The organism is Sphingomonas leidyi (assembly GCF_011761945.1).
GTDB classification, from domain to species: Bacteria; Pseudomonadota; Alphaproteobacteria; order Sphingomonadales; family Sphingomonadaceae; genus Sphingomonas; species Sphingomonas leidyi.
Window position 1 is genome coordinate 546,406 of the sequence record NZ_JAASQV010000002.1, and the last position, 16,991, is coordinate 563,396.

Annotated in this window: 16 protein-coding genes and 1 tRNA gene; 8 read left to right on the plus strand and 9 right to left on the minus strand. The window is 67.6% G+C overall.

Annotation, left to right across the window (positions count from 1 at the left end):
- Window positions 1-21 precede the first annotated feature (21 nt).
- Genes FHR20_RS12335 through FHR20_RS12350 form a run of 4 tightly spaced genes read left to right on the plus strand, consistent with a single transcriptional unit; the run spans window position 22 to window position 3,525 of the window.
- A complete protein-coding gene (locus FHR20_RS12335) occupies window positions 22-1,134 on the plus strand; it encodes an ABC transporter permease (protein WP_167299918.1) in 1,113 nt (370 codons plus the stop codon).
- A complete protein-coding gene (locus FHR20_RS12340) occupies window positions 1,131-1,952 on the plus strand; it encodes an ABC transporter ATP-binding protein (RefSeq protein ID WP_167299919.1) in 822 nt (273 codons plus the stop codon). Before FHR20_RS12335 ends, FHR20_RS12340 begins: the two co-directional genes overlap by 4 nt.
- Window positions 1,952-2,917, plus strand: coding sequence for an MlaD family protein (locus tag FHR20_RS12345; protein ID WP_086127924.1), 966 nt, complete (start codon window positions 1,952-1,954; stop codon window positions 2,915-2,917). The genes FHR20_RS12340 and FHR20_RS12345 overlap by 1 nt, the downstream gene beginning before the upstream one ends.
- An 8-nt stretch (window positions 2,918-2,925) precedes the next feature.
- On the plus strand, window positions 2,926-3,525 hold the full coding sequence (locus FHR20_RS12350) for an ABC-type transport auxiliary lipoprotein family protein (RefSeq protein ID WP_167299920.1): 600 nt from the start codon (window positions 2,926-2,928) through the stop codon (window positions 3,523-3,525).
- 48 nt (window positions 3,526-3,573) lie between these two features.
- On the opposite strand, the gene FHR20_RS12355 is transcribed toward FHR20_RS12350, so the two are convergent.
- Entirely contained in the window at window positions 3,574-4,446 is an 873-nt protein-coding gene (locus FHR20_RS12355; RefSeq protein WP_167299921.1) for a peptidylprolyl isomerase, read from the minus strand.
- 78 nt (window positions 4,447-4,524) lie between these two features.
- Here FHR20_RS12355 and FHR20_RS12360 point away from each other — a divergent pair.
- Window positions 4,525-4,615 (plus strand) — tRNA-Ser (locus tag FHR20_RS12360).
- Between the two features lie 253 nt (window positions 4,616-4,868).
- Here the strand turns inward: FHR20_RS12360 and FHR20_RS12365 are convergent.
- Window positions 4,869-6,728, minus strand: a complete 1,860-nt coding sequence (locus tag FHR20_RS12365; protein ID WP_167299922.1) for a beta-propeller domain-containing protein — start codon at window positions 6,726-6,728, stop codon at window positions 4,869-4,871.
- A gap of 312 nt (window positions 6,729-7,040) precedes the next feature.
- Here FHR20_RS12365 and FHR20_RS12370 point away from each other — a divergent pair, with 312 nt between their 5' ends.
- Window positions 7,041-7,382 carry a UrcA family protein gene (locus FHR20_RS12370; protein WP_167299923.1) on the plus strand — a complete coding sequence of 114 codons (342 nt, stop codon included), beginning with the start codon at window positions 7,041-7,043 and terminating at the stop codon, window positions 7,380-7,382.
- 52 nt (window positions 7,383-7,434) lie between these two features.
- On the opposite strand, the gene FHR20_RS12375 is transcribed toward FHR20_RS12370, so the two are convergent.
- Together FHR20_RS12375 and FHR20_RS12380 are read right to left on the minus strand one after the other, a co-directional pair.
- Window positions 7,435-8,175 carry a LytR/AlgR family response regulator transcription factor gene (locus tag FHR20_RS12375; protein ID WP_167299924.1) on the minus strand — a complete coding sequence of 247 codons (741 nt, stop codon included), beginning with the start codon at window positions 8,173-8,175 and terminating at the stop codon, window positions 7,435-7,437.
- Window positions 8,165-9,286 carry a sensor histidine kinase gene (locus tag FHR20_RS12380; protein WP_243857302.1) on the minus strand — a complete coding sequence of 374 codons (1,122 nt, stop codon included), beginning with the start codon at window positions 9,284-9,286 and terminating at the stop codon, window positions 8,165-8,167. Before FHR20_RS12380 ends, FHR20_RS12375 begins: the two co-directional genes overlap by 11 nt.
- Before the next feature lie 260 nt (window positions 9,287-9,546).
- Here FHR20_RS12380 and FHR20_RS12385 point away from each other — a divergent pair, with 260 nt between their 5' ends.
- On the plus strand, window positions 9,547-10,257 hold the full coding sequence (locus tag FHR20_RS12385) for a class I SAM-dependent methyltransferase (RefSeq protein WP_208413572.1): 711 nt from the start codon (window positions 9,547-9,549) through the stop codon (window positions 10,255-10,257).
- Between the two features lie 115 nt (window positions 10,258-10,372).
- Here the strand turns inward: FHR20_RS12385 and FHR20_RS12390 are convergent, their stop codons facing one another.
- The 3 genes from FHR20_RS12390 to FHR20_RS12400 all read right to left on the minus strand — a co-directional run bounded on the left by FHR20_RS12390 (window position 10,373) and on the right by FHR20_RS12400 (window position 12,691).
- Window positions 10,373-10,636, minus strand: coding sequence for a hypothetical protein (locus FHR20_RS12390; RefSeq protein ID WP_167299927.1), 264 nt, complete (start codon window positions 10,634-10,636; stop codon window positions 10,373-10,375).
- 89 nt (window positions 10,637-10,725) lie between these two features.
- Window positions 10,726-11,820 (minus strand): membrane dipeptidase, encoded by a 1,095-nt coding sequence (locus FHR20_RS12395; protein WP_167299928.1) that lies wholly within the window; start codon window positions 11,818-11,820, stop codon window positions 10,726-10,728.
- A gap of 91 nt (window positions 11,821-11,911) precedes the next feature.
- Complete coding sequence (locus FHR20_RS12400) at window positions 11,912-12,691, minus strand: AraC family transcriptional regulator (RefSeq protein ID WP_208413573.1); 780 nt, start codon at window positions 12,689-12,691, stop codon at window positions 11,912-11,914.
- A gap of 71 nt (window positions 12,692-12,762) precedes the next feature.
- Here FHR20_RS12400 and FHR20_RS12405 point away from each other — a divergent pair, with 71 nt between their 5' ends.
- Window positions 12,763-13,992 (plus strand): MFS transporter, encoded by a 1,230-nt coding sequence (locus FHR20_RS12405; RefSeq protein ID WP_167299929.1) that lies wholly within the window; start codon window positions 12,763-12,765, stop codon window positions 13,990-13,992.
- A 42-nt stretch (window positions 13,993-14,034) separates the two neighbouring features.
- Here FHR20_RS12405 and FHR20_RS12410 read toward each other — a convergent pair whose 3' ends face one another.
- Both FHR20_RS12410 and FHR20_RS12415 read right to left on the minus strand, forming a co-directional pair.
- Window positions 14,035-15,021 carry a copper resistance protein B gene (locus FHR20_RS12410; protein ID WP_167299930.1) on the minus strand — a complete coding sequence of 329 codons (987 nt, stop codon included), beginning with the start codon at window positions 15,019-15,021 and terminating at the stop codon, window positions 14,035-14,037.
- Complete coding sequence (locus tag FHR20_RS12415) at window positions 15,018-16,922, minus strand: copper resistance system multicopper oxidase (protein ID WP_167299931.1); 1,905 nt, start codon at window positions 16,920-16,922, stop codon at window positions 15,018-15,020. The genes FHR20_RS12410 and FHR20_RS12415 overlap by 4 nt, the downstream gene beginning before the upstream one ends.
- Between the last annotated feature and the right edge of the window lie 69 nt (window positions 16,923-16,991).

Here is a 16,991-nt window from a genome sequence, read left to right on the forward strand (position 1 = left end):
AATCGCGGAAAGGTGCCGGCGATGAGCGTCCTGGCCGACTTCGAACGGGTTGATTCCGACAGCGGCGGGGCGGTGCTCCGCTTCACCGGCAATTTGTCGCTCGCCAGCCTGGGCGACCTTCCCGACCGGCTCGACCGCGTCGACGGCCAGGTCGCGCGGATCGACCTGTCCCAGGTCGCGCGGATCGACACGGTCGGCGCCTGGGTCATCCATCGCTTCGCACGCGACAGGGAAGCGGCGGTCGAGGGCCTCCAGCCGGCCAGCCGGCATCTGTTCGACCAGGTCGTCGCCGCCGAGCATCCAATCGAGCTGCCGCCCAAGCCGGAGAGTCCCTTCGTCCATCTGCTCGCCGAGATCGGCGACGCGGTGTTCACCGCGATGCATACGCTCTACGGCCTGCTCGGCTTCATGGGCGCCACCGTGATCGCCTTCTGGAACGTCGCGACGCACCCGCGCCGCTTCCGCTTCCATGCGACGGTCCATCGCTTCGAAGTGGTCGGCGTCTCGGCGCTCGGCATCATCGGGCTGATGAGCTTCCTGATCGGCGTGGTGATCGCGCAGCAGGGCGCGGTGCAGCTCCGCCAGTTCGGCGCCGAGGTCTATACGATCAACCTGGTCGGCCGCATCACCTTGCGCGAGCTGGGCGTGCTGATGACCGCGATCATGGTCGCCGGGCGCTCGGGCTCGGCCTTCGCCGCCCAGATCGGCACGATGAAGCTGACCGAGGAGATCGACGCGATGCGTACGATCGGCGTCTCGCCCATGGAGGCGCTGGTGGTACCGCGCACGATCGCGGTGGTGACGATGCTGCCGCTGCTCGGCTTCTATTCGGCATTGATCGGAATCATCGGCGGCGGATTGCTCTGCTGGGTGCAGCTCGGCATTCCGCCGATCACCTTCGTCCAGCGCATCCGCGAAGTCGTGCCGCTCGACGATCTGTGGGTCGGGCTGATCAAGGCGCCGGTGTTCGGCGCGATCATCGCCATCGCCGGCTGCTTCCAGGGGATGCAGGTGGAGGGCGATGCCGAGCAGGTCGGCCGGCGCACCACCACCGCAGTGGTCCAGGCGATCTTCCTGGTCATCGTGCTCGACGCCTTCTTCGCCGTGTTCTTCAGCCAGATCGGGTGGATATGAGCGCCCCCGCCCCTTCCGCCTCGCGGGACGACATCGTCATCCGTGTCCGCAACCTGAAGACCGGATTCGGCGATCAGATCGTCCATGACGGGCTCGATCTCGACGTGCGGCGCGGCGAGATCCTGGGCGTGGTCGGCGGCTCGGGCACCGGCAAATCGGTGCTGATGCGCTCGATCATCGGGTTGCAGACGCCGATCGAGGGCGAGATCGAAGTGTTCGGCGAGAATACCATCGGCCGCGAGGAGACCGAGGCGACCGCGATCCGCCGGCGCTGGGGCATCCTGTTCCAGGGCGGCGCGCTGTTCTCCACCCTCACCGTGTCGGAGAATGTCCAGGTCCCGCTCAAGGAATATTACCCGCAGCTCGACCAGGCGCTGCTCGAGGAGATCGGCGCCTACAAGGTAGTGATGACCGGCCTGCCGCCCGAAGCCGCGCCCAAATATCCCGCCGAGCTTTCGGGCGGCATGAAGAAGCGTGCCGGCCTGGCCCGCGCGCTCGCGCTCGATCCCGAGCTGTTGTTCCTCGACGAACCCACCGCCGGACTCGACCCGATCGGCGCCGCGGCGTTCGACGAGCTCACCGCCTCGCTCCAGAAGACGCTGGGGCTCACCGTGTTCCTGATCACGCACGATCTCGACACGCTCTACGCCATCTGCGACCGGGTCGCGGTGCTGGCGGACAGGAAAGTGATCGCAGTCGGGACGATTCCCGAACTGCTCGCCTTGGATCACCCATGGATCCAGGAATATTTCAACGGACCGCGCGGGCGCGCGGCAGTCGCCGGCAGCAAGGCGCATCGGGCTGAGGACAGGGGCTGATGGAAACTCGATCGAATCACGTGCTCGTCGGCGCCGTCGTGCTGATCCTGCTCGCGGTGCTCGCCCTGTTCATCGTCTGGCTCGCCCGGCTGAGCGGCGGCAACGAGCGCGAGTACGACATCTTCTTCCGCCAGTCGGTCGACGGGCTCAATCCGGGCTCGGCAGTGTCGTTTTCCGGCGTGCCTTCGGGCCAGGTGAAGTCGATCGAATTCTGGAAGCCCGATCCCCAGCTGGTGCGGGTGCGCGTCGCGGTGCGCAACGAAGTGCCGATCCTCGAAGGCACCACTGCGACGATCCAGAGCAGCTTCACCGGCCCCAGCACCGTGCAGCTCGAAGGGGCGGTAAAGGGCGCGCCGCCGATCAAATGCCCGCACGAACGCCCCGAGGCGGCATGCCCGCTCGGCGTGCCGGTGATCCCGACCAAGCCCGGCGGCCTCGGCGCGATCTTCTCCTCGGCGCCCAAGCTGCTCGAGCGGCTGACCACGCTGACCGAGCGGCTGACCGAGCTGATGAGCGACAAGAACCAGGCCTCGATCGCCGGCATCCTGGCGAACACCAACCGGCTGACCGACGCGCTCGCCGATCGCGGGCCCGAGATCGCCGCGACGCTGGCCGAGACTCGCGTCGCGATCCAGAAGTTCGGCACCGCCACCGAGCAGATCGGCGAGCTGGCCAAGACGACCAACGGCGTGGTGGCCGACGACGTCAAGCCGACCATCGCCAATCTCAACCAGACGATCGCCTCGGCCAAGAAGAGCATGGACACGCTCGAGGCGATGCTGGGCGACGCCCGGCCGGGCGTGCAGGCCTTCTCGAAGAAGACCGTGCCCGAGATCGGCCAGCTGATCCAGGATCTGCGCCAGATGGCGCAGTCGCTGTCCTCGGTCGCCGACAAGATCGACCAGGGCGGCGCGTCCAGCCTGGTCGGCAGCCCGAAGCTCCCTGACTACAAGCCCAACAAGTGAGGCCCGCGATGAAGAAGCTCGCCCTGCTCCTGCTGGCCGCCCCGTTCGCCGCCACGCTCTCCGGCTGCGTCTCCTTTGGCGGCAAGCCGCCCAAGGTGCCGTTCCTCACGCTCGAGGCCGCCGAGCAGATCAAGCCCGGCGACGTGCAGACGCCCGCCTCGGGCACCACGGTGACCGTGCTGTTCCCGACGGTGCCGCACGAGCTGGCGACGACGCGCGTGCCGGTCCATTCGGGCGAGAATGCCGTCGCCTATGTGAAGGACGCGCAATGGGTGGAAGCGCCGCCGCGCCTGTTCGCGCGGCTGGTCGGCGATACCATCTCGGCGCGCACCGGGCGGCCGGTGCTGAGCTATCGCCAGTCGCAGATCGATCCCGGCGCCGTGCTCTCGGGCGAGTTGCGCCGGTTCGGCGTGGATGCCGACAGCAACGAGGCGGTCGTCCAGTTCGACGCGCTGCTGGTGCGGGGCGACGACGCCACCAAGTTCCAGAAGCGCCGCTTCGAGGCGCGCGCCCCGCTCGCCGAGGTGAAGCCCGATCTGGTCGCCGCGGCGCTCAACCAGGCGGCGAACCAGGTCGCCGCCCAGGTCGCCGACTGGGTGGGGAAATAGGGACTAGTCCGTCATTCGCGCGGACGCCGGGATGACGGCCTTGCCGGTCTATGGCGCCCGGCGCACCGCCGGCAATGCGTTGCACAGGTCGACGCCGCCCATCGGCACGGTGAAGAAGGCGCCGTCCCGATTCTCGCGCGCCTTGATCCAGGCGGCAAAGCGGGGATTGTCGGTCGCACGATACTGGAAGTGCGGGCGCTCGTCCGCGGGCAGCTGGCTGGCGAGGCGCACCGAGAGGATCGGCGTCGGCGTCTGGTCCTTGGCATAGACGCCGAGCTGGGCGGTGCCGCGCGGCAGGCTGGAGAGCCATTGCATGCCTTCCACGATGCGCCCGACGATCGCGATGTTGCGGTCGAGCGGGCGCGGGGCATGGCCGATCACCGTGTACAGTTCGGCACCGCTGCCGGTGGAAGGCGCCAGGTCGCGCGCGACGCCGACCATCGAATAGCAATGGGCGAGCGCGCTGGTCGCGCCGTAATTGGCGAGCGGCCAGCCATCGGCGCTGAGGCCGGTCTTCGCGGCATAGCTGTCGGGCTTGGCGAAGGCGAAGCTCCGCACGGCATCGAATCCGGGCCATTCATATTCGGCGGGCGGATTCTCGATCACGCCGGGCGGGAGCGTGGTCTTGTCGTCGCCGCCGCCCCATTGCGTCACGTAATTGTCCTGCACGCGATAGACGCTGGTGCCGTCCCACCAATGCGCCTCGGCGAGCTTGCGGATGTTGGCGACATGCGCGGGGGCGTAGCGCGGAGCGAGGCGGATGAAGACCTGATGGCCGCCCTGCAGCGTCATCACCAGCATCTCGTTGTCGGGAATCGCCTTCCAGTCCGCGGGCGCAGGATCGGCCGGCGAAGGGGCGGCGGTCTGGGCGATGGCGGGAAGGGCGGCGAACGCGGCGAGCGCTAGGATCGGCTTCAGCATGGCGCGAAGAGTGCCACGGCACCACCTGCTTGCCTAGGGGCCCGCCAATCGCTACGGCACGCAACTTCCGGGACATGCGGAGCGGTGGCCGAGTGGTCGAAGGCGCTCGCCTGGAAAGTGAGTATACGGCAAAACCGTATCGAGGGTTCGAATCCCTCCCGCTCCGCCAGTTTTGTTCCAGGGCCTCGCATAGGCTCGGGCGCCCGTTCGCGCTTGCGAACCCTGACGGGTTCGAACTGTTTCCGCTGCGCTCCGCCGAGACACTTTGATCCCATCAAGGGCATTTCCAGGGACTGCTCCCGCAATCCGGCCCGCGACCCGTTGCGGACGAATGGATCGGATCCTGGCCGTGCAGAGCGCCGTCGGCGCACAAGGGAGGCCGCGAATGCAGGTGCCTTCTGCCCTTCCTCGGGCGACTGCGTTCATCGTCCCACATGCGGCGAAAAGTCGATCCGCGCCCGCTCGCCGATGAGCCCTCCCATGACGCGCCCCTCGACCAGCTCGTAACCCATCAGCGCGAATACGCGGCTGCCCAGGAAGATCGGCCGGGCATTGCCGTACCAGTCCACGCAGGACGCCTTGCATGCATCGTCGCGCGCGCGCTCGGCATTGGCGACCAGTTCTCCCGCCGGGGAGAATCGACGCGCATCGCGCCGGAGAAAGGCGATCGCCGATCCCGACCCCAGGAAGCGCGCGGCCGGGGAATTGCCGAGATCGCGGGTGACCGGCAGGCCCAGCATGCCCGATGCGCCATCGCGACTATCGTCGTCCGGCCGGAAGAAGAAGGCCTGGCTGCGGCGCTCGCCCTCATGGGCCGCCGGCAGGAAATAGGTGTCTCCAAGCCGCACCGGACCAGCCAGCTCGATCGCGCTGAAGCCAAGCCGCTCCTTCATGTCGTTGCCGATGGCGACGGCGTCGGCCCCGATGATGTCGATCCGGTCGACGCCGTGCGGCAACGGGATCCGCACGATCGCCCCGCCGTTCAACGGCACCGCATAGACGGGCTTCGCGCCGCTATGCTCGTTGAAATCGCCCGCGCTGTAGAGGAGGTGCTTGCCGACGAAGCGATTGTGGAAGTTCCAGCTGTCCTTCTCGACCGGCAGCGCGCGATAGGCGGAGGCGGGAACGATGCGCGAACCGTCGCCAAAGCCCGGGATCGGGAGCGTCAGCAGCGCCGTGGCGCCTTCGGTCCGCTCGGACCGCCACATCGCATCGCCGGCGCTGTCGGCGCGCACGACGACATTGAGGCGCTTCGCCGTGCGGTCCTCGGAGAAGGAGAACTGGTCGACCGGCCCGCCCCAGGCCTGGGCGGCGCTCGGCGCCGAGCCATCGAGCGGCAGCCGGTAGACGAACGAACCGGACCGGGCGCCCTTGGCACGGACTCCATCCGTCCAGACATAGACCGCTTCCCCGGAGACATAGAAGGTGCGCGAGGAAGAACCCAGCACCGCGGTGGCGCTGCAGGTCATGCGCGGCGCGGCCAGGTCGCACTGGGTGACGCTGTGCAGCGTCGACATGTCGGCACTCGGCGCGCGGCGCAGCGGCTCGGGCACGTAGAGCCGGGTCGCGGGCATGGTGCGGCTGAATGGCGCATCCCGCTTGCCGGACCAGCGCTGCAGACCGGGCAGCGCCTCGAACGGCTTGCGCGCATCGATATGGAGCGGCGTGTAGAAGATCAGCTTCGCGCCGATGAGACGCGAGGCATAGTTGCTCGCCGAATAATAGTCGTTCGAGCGCAAGTGATAGCTGTCCTCGTAGCGCAGCTTGCCCGTCGGCGAGATCCGGAAGCGATTGATCTCGGTGCCGCCGCGCTCATAGCTGTAGCCCACCACGATCACCCGGTCGTCATGCACCAGCATCTCGTCATACCAGGCATCGCCGGACGTGCCCGGCGGAAAGGCATCGACATGATCGACGGGGGTCATGCCGTTCCCGGCAAGCGAGACCGTGAACAGCCGCCCGCGCCGCAGGATGACGAGGTGGTCGCCGGCGACCTTGACGATACCTCCCTCGTCGACATCGGCTTCCTGGGTATTGGTGATGCCGGGCGCCTTCATGCCGGTCACCACCATTGCATCGGCTGCTTCGGCAGGCGCAGCCACCGGCGCCGGCGCCGGCATGTCATACATCACTGGCGAAGGTGGCGGAGCGACACGTTGCCTGGCGGCTATCCGGCGCATGAACGCGGCCAGTTCCTTGTCGCCCGCAAAGGCCCGCATCGCGCTAGTGTCCTGTCTGGCGGGTGCGGCGGGAGCGGTGCAGCCGCCGAGCAAGGCCGACATGACAAGTGCCAACGCAAATCCCCGCATACAGCCTCTCCCTGACGAGTATGTAATGTTATTATGTCACATATTTCGCAGCGATCAACTGCTTGCGAAACGGCCTGGGCCTTTCGCTGCGCGCCTCGAGAGGGGGCGCCGCACCGGGCCGCTCGTCGAACCCCGTCTGTCGTTCATCGGCTGCGGCGGCGCTTGATAGAAGCGGGCCCCCGGTTGATCGAACGGCGCGACGCTTCACCGGCCCCATCGAATATCCTTCAGCCATCGCCCTTCTCGGGAATGGGCGATTGAACGGAACAGCATGGGAATGGTCTGATGCGTATCATATATTCGGGACTATTGTCTCTCGCCCTCCTGGGCTCCTCCGGTGTCGCCGCCGCCGACACCGACATGCGCGGAACCGGCAAGATCCTGGTCTCCACCCACGATCTCGACCTTGCGACCGATACCGGCGTCAGGACGGCGCGAGCGCGGGTACGCCGGGCAGCGGAGCGTGTTTGCAGCGACTATCCGCGCATCGGCATATTGCCATCGACCGAGAGCGCGCGCTGCCGCACCGCCGCGGTGCACGAAGCGGACGTCAGGATCGCGACATTGGCTTCCCGCGCGCATGAAGATCGTCTCGCATCGGCCGGCATGGACAGCCGCACGCGATGACGGCTCCGCGGCGCGGCCACGCGCTCCGGCGCCCTCAAAGGCTCTGGCAGGCTCACCGGCCGGCCAGGGCCTTCACCGCTGCCAGATAGGAGCGGCCTACCCGGACCTCGGCTCCATCGGCCAGCATCGCGTACCAGATACCGAGCCCGTCATGGCGCAGCCTGGCGATGAAATCCCGCCGGACGATCGTCGAGCGGTGAACGCGAATGAACCTGGCCGGGTCGAGCCGGCGCTCGAGGTCGCCGAGTGTCCGGTGCAGCAGGAAGCTGCGCGACCCGACCTGCAACGACATATAGTCGCGCATCGCATCGATCCGTTCGACATCCATTGCCGCGATGCGCACCATCTCCGAGCGATGGGGAACCCAGAATTCCTCGATCCGATCGGACTGGGCGATGGACTGGCGCTCCGGGCCGGCCATCCGCCGGCGCGCGCGCGCAACTGCCCGCACCAGCCCCTCGGACGTCACGGGCTTCAGAAGATAGTCGACGGCGGCAACATCGAATGCCGCCAGGGCAAAGCCGTCAAACGCCGTGCAGAAGACGATGACCGGCGGCCGCTCCCCGGCGCAGAGCGCCTTCGCCACATCCATGCCGTCCACTTCCGGCATGGCGATGTCGAGAAGCACAAGGTCGGGCGACAGCGATCTTGCCAGCCGCAGCGCGACCTCTCCATCGGATGCGGTCCCGGCCAGCGAGAGATTGGGGACGTGCGAGCAAAGCATGACCAGCCGCTCGATCGCGAGCGGCTCGTCGTCCACGATCAGCGTTCGCAGGGTCGGCTCAATGTTCATCGAAGGTCAGCGGCATTGCGAGATCGACGCGGAATCCACCGGAATCGAGCGGGCGCACGCGGCAATAGCCCATGGCGCCGAACCGCGCTGCGATGCGATCGGCGACGTTGCGCAAGCCCAATCCGGTCCCTCCCTCGGGGCCCTTGCCGACGGCGCCCGGCTCGCCATCGTCCTGCACCGTCAGAAGCAGGAGGCCCTGCTGCGCGCTCGCACGGATGCCGATCGTAACGGGGCGGCGCGATCGCGACACGCCATATTTCACGGCGTTCTCGATCAGCGGCTGCAGGATCAGCCCGGGGACGAGGGCATCGCGCAGATTGTCCGGCAGATCGATGGCGAGACGCAACCGGTCGGGAAATCTGACCTGCTCGATCTCGAGATACAGGCGCTGGAGCCGGATCTCCTCGGTCAGCAGCACATCCTCGCTCGGGTCTCCGACCAGGCTGGCCCGAAAGAAGCTCGAGAGATTGATGATCATCCGTTCGGCGGCGGGACGCCTCCCGGCCATGACCAGGGTAGACAAGGAATTGAGCGTGTTGAACAGGAAGTGCGGGTTGACCTGATATCGCAGCGCCCGCAGCTCGGCGGCTTGCGCCGCGGCGCGGAACGCAGCGTTCTTGCGCTCCAACGCGCCGACTTCCGCGGCATAGCGAAGCGCCAGATACAGCGCTGCCCAGCCGACGAAGAAGAAATAGCTGTTCACGGCGCTGTCCGCGATCATCTTGACCACTGCCATATCGGCGTCGTCGGCGTTCGTTCCCCCGACCTGCACCATCATCCGGCCGGACCGTTGCGCGCCGGAAGGCGGGCTGCCCGTACCGGTCGCGGTTGTTGCCCAGGGGGATTTCAGGACGTCGAACACTACCCAGTTGACGGAAGAAAAGGCGAGCGCCGCCGGCGCCGCCAGCAGGCCCGCCGCGATCATGCCGCGCCGCAGCGAGCTCGTCGGAATCCTGCGCAATATCAGGTAGAGCAGGCAGGTGAGTCCCATGCTGAAGAGCATGATCGCCAGACGCCTGGCCAGAATGTCGAGCTGGCCGGCCTGCCCGATGACCGCCGAACGCACCGTGACGATGGCGCAATAGAACAACCAGAAACCGGCGATCGACAACAAGGCGACCCGTGGCGAGAGATCTGGTTCTTCGTACGGGTCCGCTGCAGGTTCCTCGGGCATGATGGATCATAGCGCCGGGGCGGCAACCGTAGAAGCCGGTGCCGTGTCGCTGATCGAAGGCTGTCGGACGTTCATCGAAACCCGAGGGCGCCGGGCGCTCCGGCAGGCTCTCTTCGGGATGGAACCAGATGAAAGGACTCGCCGTGATTCTTCCCCTCGGCCGGCGGCCGCATGCTCTGCTGGCAACCGCAGCGCTCATGGCCATATTCGCTCCCTGTGCCGTCGTGGCGCAGATTTCATGGCAGGCCATCCTTGCGGATGCGGGCCGACCCGATCCGGACAGGACTCGCGATCCGGACCGCAAGCCGGCCGAAATGCTCGCCTTCGCCAAGGTGCGGGGAGGCGAGACGATCGTCGATTTCCTGCCGGGAAAGGGTTATTTCACAAGGCTGTTCAGCCTAGCCGCCGGCTCGGGCGGGGCGGTCTATGCCGTCACCCCCCAGATATTGCTCGACAGGGCCAAGGGCCGTCCGCTCCCGCCACCCGTGTCGGGCGAGCCGGGCCGCGGCAATGTCCATGAGATCGTCGCCAATGACCGGCCGTTCGATCTACCCAGGAAGGCCGATCTGGTATGGACGTCGCAGAATTATCACGATGTCCATATCTGGCTGGGCGCCGCGGGAACATCGATGCTGAACAAGCAGGTCTTCGACGCGCTCAAGCCCGGCGGCCTCTACGTCATTCTCGATCACGCCGGCGCGCCGGGCCTCGATGATGCCGGGATGGCCAAGATGCATCGGATCGACGAGGCGCTGGTCAAGAGCGAAGTGACCAGGGCGGGGTTCGTCCTCGATGGCGAATCCAGCGCCCTGCGGAATCCGGCGGATCCCCACTCCGCGAACGTCTTCGATCCCTCGATACGCGGCAAGACCGATCAGTTCGTCCTGCGTTTCCGCAAGCCGGGCTAACAGGGATAGCTCCGCACGCCGGACCGTCGCCGCCGTGCCTTCCCGGAGCCGGGAAGCCCTGCGGCGCGGCCGGCATTCTCATGGCGATAATCTGGCGTCCGCGCACATCCGCTGCCTAGACATCGGCGCCCCAGACACTGCCCCACAGGAGCGTGGCGAAAGCTGCCAGCCCGGTGGCCGCGAGCAGAATCCCGACGCCGGCATGGGATCTTGTCGCAAACCGGCCGACGAGCATGGTGATCGAAGCCATGCCGACCGGAATGCCAAGGAGGTAATATAGGTCGGGATGGAACGCGCCGTTCCGCCACCAGGCGAAGATGGCCATCGCGAGCAGCAGCGTCCAGAACAGGCCGGCGAGAAGGAGAAAGGCGCGATGCATTCCAACCTGATGCCAGCGGCATCGGGGGCCCGCAATGGCAGGCGAAAGCGGACTTTCCGGGCAGAGGCCGGCCCATCGAGGCGGTGCCTCTATCCGAGCACGTCGGTCAGAAGCCGTTTCCAGTTTTCACCCATGATCTTGTCGACCTCGCGCGGGCGAAAGCCGGCCTGCCCGAGCGCCTGCGAAATCCGAGCCATGCGGTCGATCCGGTTCAGCTCCGGGATGACGACGTGCTCGGGCGTCCATTCGAACCCCGGCACGCCCTGGCGCCGCAGCGCGCGCCACCAGTCGAGATATTCCTGCACGCCCTTGCCGTTGTCGTTGCCGAGCTTGATCAGATTGGGCTGGCCGGCCATCGGAAAGTCATTGGCGACGCCTACCGCTTCCAGGCCGCCCACTTTCACGACATGGCGGATCTGGGCCACATAGTCGGCGACCGTGGGCGGATTCCGGCGGGTCAGCCAGAAGCTCATCATGAAGATCCCCATCACGCCGCCGCGCCCGGCGATCGCGCGGATCGCTTCGTCGGGAGCGCAGCGCGGATGATCGACGATCGCCCGCGCCGCGCCATGGCTCAGCGCTATCGGCGTCTTCGACCGCGTCGCCGCCTCGATCATGGTCGGGACCGAGCCGTGCGACACGTCCGGCAATATCCGCAGCCTGTTCATCTCGGCCAGTCCTTCGATGCCGAGCGGCGTCAGGCCGGTCTGCCGCGTCTCCAGCGCGCCGCCTGCGAACAGGGTGTTGTTGTGGTGGGTGAATTGCAGGACCCGCAGGCCCTTTTCGTGGAAATGGGCGATCCGCGAGAGATCGCGCTCGATCATCTCGGTCGACTGGAACTGCAGGAACACCGCGCAGCCGGACCGGGCTCCGATCTCGCTGCCCTTGCTGGCAAGATAGGCGAACGGCGTGCGCCGCAATCGCTCGACGGCCTTGTCGATCGCCGGATCATTGGCGGCGAAGTTGCGGCTGTAGCGCGGAACGCCATCCGCATCGCGCGTGGCGATCAGATCGGAAACATCGGCGATCATCCCGCCCAGGCCGGCGGCGGCGATCTGGCCCAGATCCTCGGGAAGGAAGCTCAGCGAATCGAAGAACAGCCTGTTCCGTTCCGCCCCGCGCGCCAGCGCGGGTGCTCCCAGCGTGGCCGCCAGCGCGCCCGCAACCGATCGTCTCGTCCACATCGCGCTTCCTCCCAGGCTCCTCGTCGATTTCATAGCCGCGTGCGCCCGGCACGCCAGCCCCTTGCGCGGACGCGCCGCGACGGCGGGCACGTCACTGCCGATAGCGGCTCGGCGGCGCCCCCAGCACGCGCTTGAACATGGTCGAGAAATTGGCGGGGCTTTCATAGCCGAGATCCAGCGCGACCGCGGTGACCGGTTCTCCGGCGGCAAGCCGCGGCAGCGCGACCGAGAGACAGGCCTGCTGGCGCCATTCGGTGAAGCTCATGCCCGTCTCGCGGCGAAAGAGCCGAGTGAAACGGCGGCGGTTCATCGCAAGCGCATCCGCCCATTCGTCGATCGTGGCGCTCGCACGCGGCGCTTCGAGAAAGGCATGGCACCGCGCCGCCAGTGCGACCTGGCGCGGGAACGGCACCAGGATGGGGATGATCGGCGCCCGGTCGATCTCCGCCACGAGCAATTGCATCACCAGCCCGTCGCGCCCCGCTTCGTCATATTCGACCGGCACTTCCGCGGCGCAGACCAGCAGCTGGCGCAGCAGCGGCGAGACCGCCACCACGCGGCACGCTCCGCCAAGCGCCGGGCAGGCGCCCGCCTCGATCAGCACGCTGCGGGTCTGGACGGCGCCGACCATGCGCACCGCATGGGGCGTTCCGGCCGGGATCCACACCGCGCGCTCGGGCGGGGCCACCCATGCGCCTTCGGGGGTGCTGACCGCGACGACGCCGCTCGCCGCATAGAGGAACTGGGCCCGGCCATGCCGGTGCTCGGCAAGTTCGAACGAGGGCGGATAATCATTGCCGATGCCGACCACGGGGCGCGGCACGTCCTCATAATCGTCGGGTGCACGATAGGTTGACTGTCCCGTTATCAAAATAATTTATCCCATCTAGCGAAGCGGGACGCCTTCTGGACGGCTAGTGCCGCGCCGACAAGGAGCGAATGATGAGCGACACCCGTGCAGCGACGATGGACGCCCCGCAGGCAGAGATGAACGGAACGGTGTTCGGCGTGATCGTCGCGATCAGCTTCTGCCACTTGCTGAACGACATGATGCAGTCGCTGCTTCCGGCGATCTATCCCAACCTCAAGACCGATCTGGGGCTGAGCTTCGGCCAGATCGGCCTCGTCACGCTTGCCTATCAGATCACCGCGTCGATCCTGCAGCCGCTGATCGGGCTGTACGCGGACAAGCGCCCCACGCCGCTCGCGCTCCCCGGCGGCACGCTCTTCTCGCTGGCGGGGCTGGCGATCCTGTCGATCGCGCACAGCTACGGCATGGTCCTGGCGGGCGCGGCGCTGCTCGGCATCGGTTCCTCGGTCTTCCATCCCGAATCTTCCCGTGTGGCGCGCATGGCGGCAGGCCAGCGCCACGGCCTTTCCCAGTCCCTGTTCCAGGTCGGCGGCAATGCCGGCCAGGCGCTGGGCCCGCTCGCCGCGGCACTGGTGGTGGTGCGCTGGGGCCAGTCGAGCCTCGCCTTCTTCGCGCTGCTGGCACTGCTTTCGGGCGCCGTCCTGTGGAACGTCGCCGCCTGGTATCGCCATCATGGGCTGGCGCGGCTGCATGCGGGGCGCCGCGCATCCGCTGCCGAGCTGCTTCCCAAGGGGCATGCGGCACGCGGCATCCTCATCCTGCTTGCGCTGATCTTCTCCAAATATGTCTATCTCGCCAGCCTCACGAGCTACTTCACCTTCTACCTGATCCATCGTTTCCAGGTGTCGGTGCAGAGCGCCCAGCTCTATCTGTTCGCCTTCCTGGCGGCAGTGGCGGTCGGCACGATCGCGGGCGGACCGCTGGGGGACAGGTTCGGACGCAAATATGTGATCTGGTTCTCGATCCTCGGCGCCCTGCCCTTCACGCTGCTGCTGCCCTATGTCAGCCTGTTCTGGACCGGCGTGCTGGTGCTTCCGATCGGCCTGATCCTGGCTTCCGCCTTCCCGGCGATCGTGGTCTTCGCGCAGGAGCTGGTGCCGGGCAAGGTCGGCATGATCTCGGGCCTGTTCTTCGGCTTCTCCTTCGGCATGGGCGGCCTCGGCGCCGCGGCGCTGGGATGGCTCGCCGACACCACCAGCATCGAGACGGTGTATCAGATCTGCGCCTTCCTGCCGGCGATCGGCCTCCTCACCGCGCTGCTTCCGAATATCGAGCGGGAAGGCGATCCGGCGCCACGCTGATCGCGTCCGGCGATCCGGAAGGGCCCGAAGGAACCGCCGGCTTCAGAACCAGAAGCGGACGCCTGCCACCAGGCCGAGCGCGGACGGCTTCTCGCCATCGGCCCGGGCATAGGCGGCGGTGCGCCCCGCCTTCGCCTCCCAGGAAAGCCCGACATAGGGGGCGAAGCGCCGCGCGATCTCGTAGCGCAGCCGCAAGCCGAGTTCCGCACTGGTCAGCCCGGAGCCGATGCGCTGTGCCGGCATGTCCTGGGCCGAGAGGTTGAACTCGGCGCGCGGCTGGAGGATCAGCCGCTGGGTGATGCGCTGGTCGTAATAGCCGCCCAGCCGGCCGAGAAGCTCGCCCCTGGTCGACAGGAACACCGCTCCTTCGACTTCGAACATATAGGGCGCCAGTCCCTCGAAGCCGAGCGTGGCATAGGTCCGCGCCGGGCCTGGCCGGAAATCGTGCCGCACGCCGGCCTGCAGATTGAAATAGGGATCGACGGCGCGGCTGTAGAGCAGCTGGACCTCGGCGCTCTCGATGCCGCCGCGCACCAGGCCCTCGCCCTCGCTCTTCACCGTCAGGCGATTGACGTCGCCGCCGAACCAGCCCTCGCCTTCCCAGCGATAGGCGCTCCCCCCCGAGCGCGGCTGGAACTCGGCAAGGTTGAACAGGACCGAACCGAGGGGCCGGCCGCCCATCTCGCGCATCGAGACCTTGCGCGACCGTTCCATCTCCGCCGCCGGGAAGAACCGGTCGGCATAATGGTCGGTCGGCGGCGCCGGGGCCGGCGCATCGCCGGCCTCGAGCGCCGTGCCGGCCGCCTGCATCGCGGGCATCGTCCCGTGATCCATTCCGCCATGGTCCGTCGGCCCGCCGTCCGCGGGCTTGTCCGGATCGGGCTTCGCCTCCTGTTGCGGCGCGGCCGGCTTCGGCTTCGCGGGGGCCTTCGGCATCGGCATGCCATGCATGGAATGGTCCTGCGCGGCCGCCGGCGCGCCCATCGCGAGCGCGGTGCCGGCGGCGAGGATCGCGACGCGCCGGATCATGCCGGGCCTCCCTTCGGCCGGACGCTCACGGTCCGCATCATCCCCGCCATCATGTGGTAGAGCAGGTGGCAGTGGAACGCCCAGTCGCCCACGGCGTCGGCGGTGAAGTCCCAGGTCACCTTGCCGCCGGGCTGCACGATCACCGTATGCTTGCGCGGCGCATGGTCGCCATGGCCGGTGACCAGCTCGAAGAAATGCCCGTGAAGGTGGATGGGGTGGCCCATCATCGTGTCGTTGATCAGGTTGACCCGCACCCGCTCGCCCTCGACGAACGGGAAGGGCTCCATCGTGTCCGACATCTTCACGCCGTCGAACGCCCACATGAAGCGTTCCATGTTGCCGGTGAGATGGATGTCGAGGCTGCGCGACGGCGCGCGGACATCGGGGTTCCGATCGAGCGCCATCAGATCCTTGTAGACCAGCACGCGGTGGCCGACATCCTCCAGCCCCTGGCCGGGCTCTCCGGTGCGGTCCATCGGCATCGGCGAGAGGGTCTGGACGCCGGGCGTCTTCCGCACCTCGGGCGCATAGGAGAAGTCGCGCATCCGCATGGCGCCCATGTCCATGCCGGCCATGTCGGCGCCCGGTGTGCCGCCCGTCGCCGAAGGATCCACCCGCGAATGGTCCATCCCCGCCAGGCTCGGCGGTGCGGCGGCAGCACCGCCGAGCCTGGCCGAGGCATTCCGCTCGGCGCTGGGATCGACGCCCCGCGGGGCGGGCATCGCGCCGTGCGACATCCCCTGCATGCCGCCGGACGCATCGCCGCCGCCATGATCCATCGACGACATGTCCATGCCCATGTCCTTCATCGTCGCGAGCGGACGCGGGCGCAGCGGCGGCACCGCGGCCACCATGCCGGGCCGGGGCGCCAGCGTGGCGCGCGCCATGCCCGAGCGATCGATGGCCTCGCCGACCAGCGTGAACGCCTTGTCCTCCATCGGCGTGACGATCGCGTCATAGGTCTCGGCGACGCCGATCTGGAACTCGTCGACCTCGACCGGCACGACATGCTGGCCATCGGCCTGGACGATGGTGAACCGCAGCCCGGGAATGCGCACGTTGAAGCTCGTCATCGCCGCGGCATTGACGAAACGCAGCCGCACCCGCTCGCCCGGCTTGAACAGCGCGGTCCAGTTGTCGAACGGCCCATGCCCGTTGACGAGATAGGTATAGGCGGCGCCGGTCACGTCGGAGATGTCCGCCGGGTCCATCCGCATCTTGCCCCATTCCGCGCGATCCCTGCCCTTCTGATCGCGGCCGGCCAGCAGCCCCGCCAGCGTCTGGCGCTGATAATTGTAATAGCCCGGCATCGCCTTCAGGTTGCGGAAGATCGCCTCGGGGCTGGACCGGCTGTGATCGGACAGCAGGATCACATGCTCGCGATCGTAGCGAACGGGATCGGGGCCGGCGGGATCGATGATCAGCGGGCCGTACAGGCCCAGCTGCTCCTGTCCGCCGGAATGGCTGTGATACCAATAGGTGCCGTTCTGCCGGATCGGGAAATCGTATCGGAAGGTCGAGCGCGGCGTGATTCCAGGGAAGGAAACGCCGGGCACGCCGTCGAACTGGGCCGGCACGATCAGGCCGTGCCAGTGGATCGAGCTGTCCTCGTCGAGCGCGTTCTCGACGTGCAGGCGGACATGCTGCCCCTCGCGCAGGCGGATGAGCGGCGCCGGCACCGTGCCGTTGACGCCGATCGCCCGATAGTGCCGTCCATCGATCGCCATGCGCTGGCGGGCGATCCTGAGCCTGATGTCCTCGCCGGAAACGGTCGGCAGGTCGGGCGTCAGGCCGGGCGAGACGCTCTGGGCCCAGGCCGGCATCCATGCGGCAAGCGCCAGCCCGCCGGCACCAAGCCCGGCCCCGCGCAACAGCGTCCGCCGGTCGATCGTCTTCGTCATCATCGCCCCTGTACTGGGAGTTGTGCTTTCCATCCGATACGCGGCAGCGGCGGCCACCCCTCACGGATC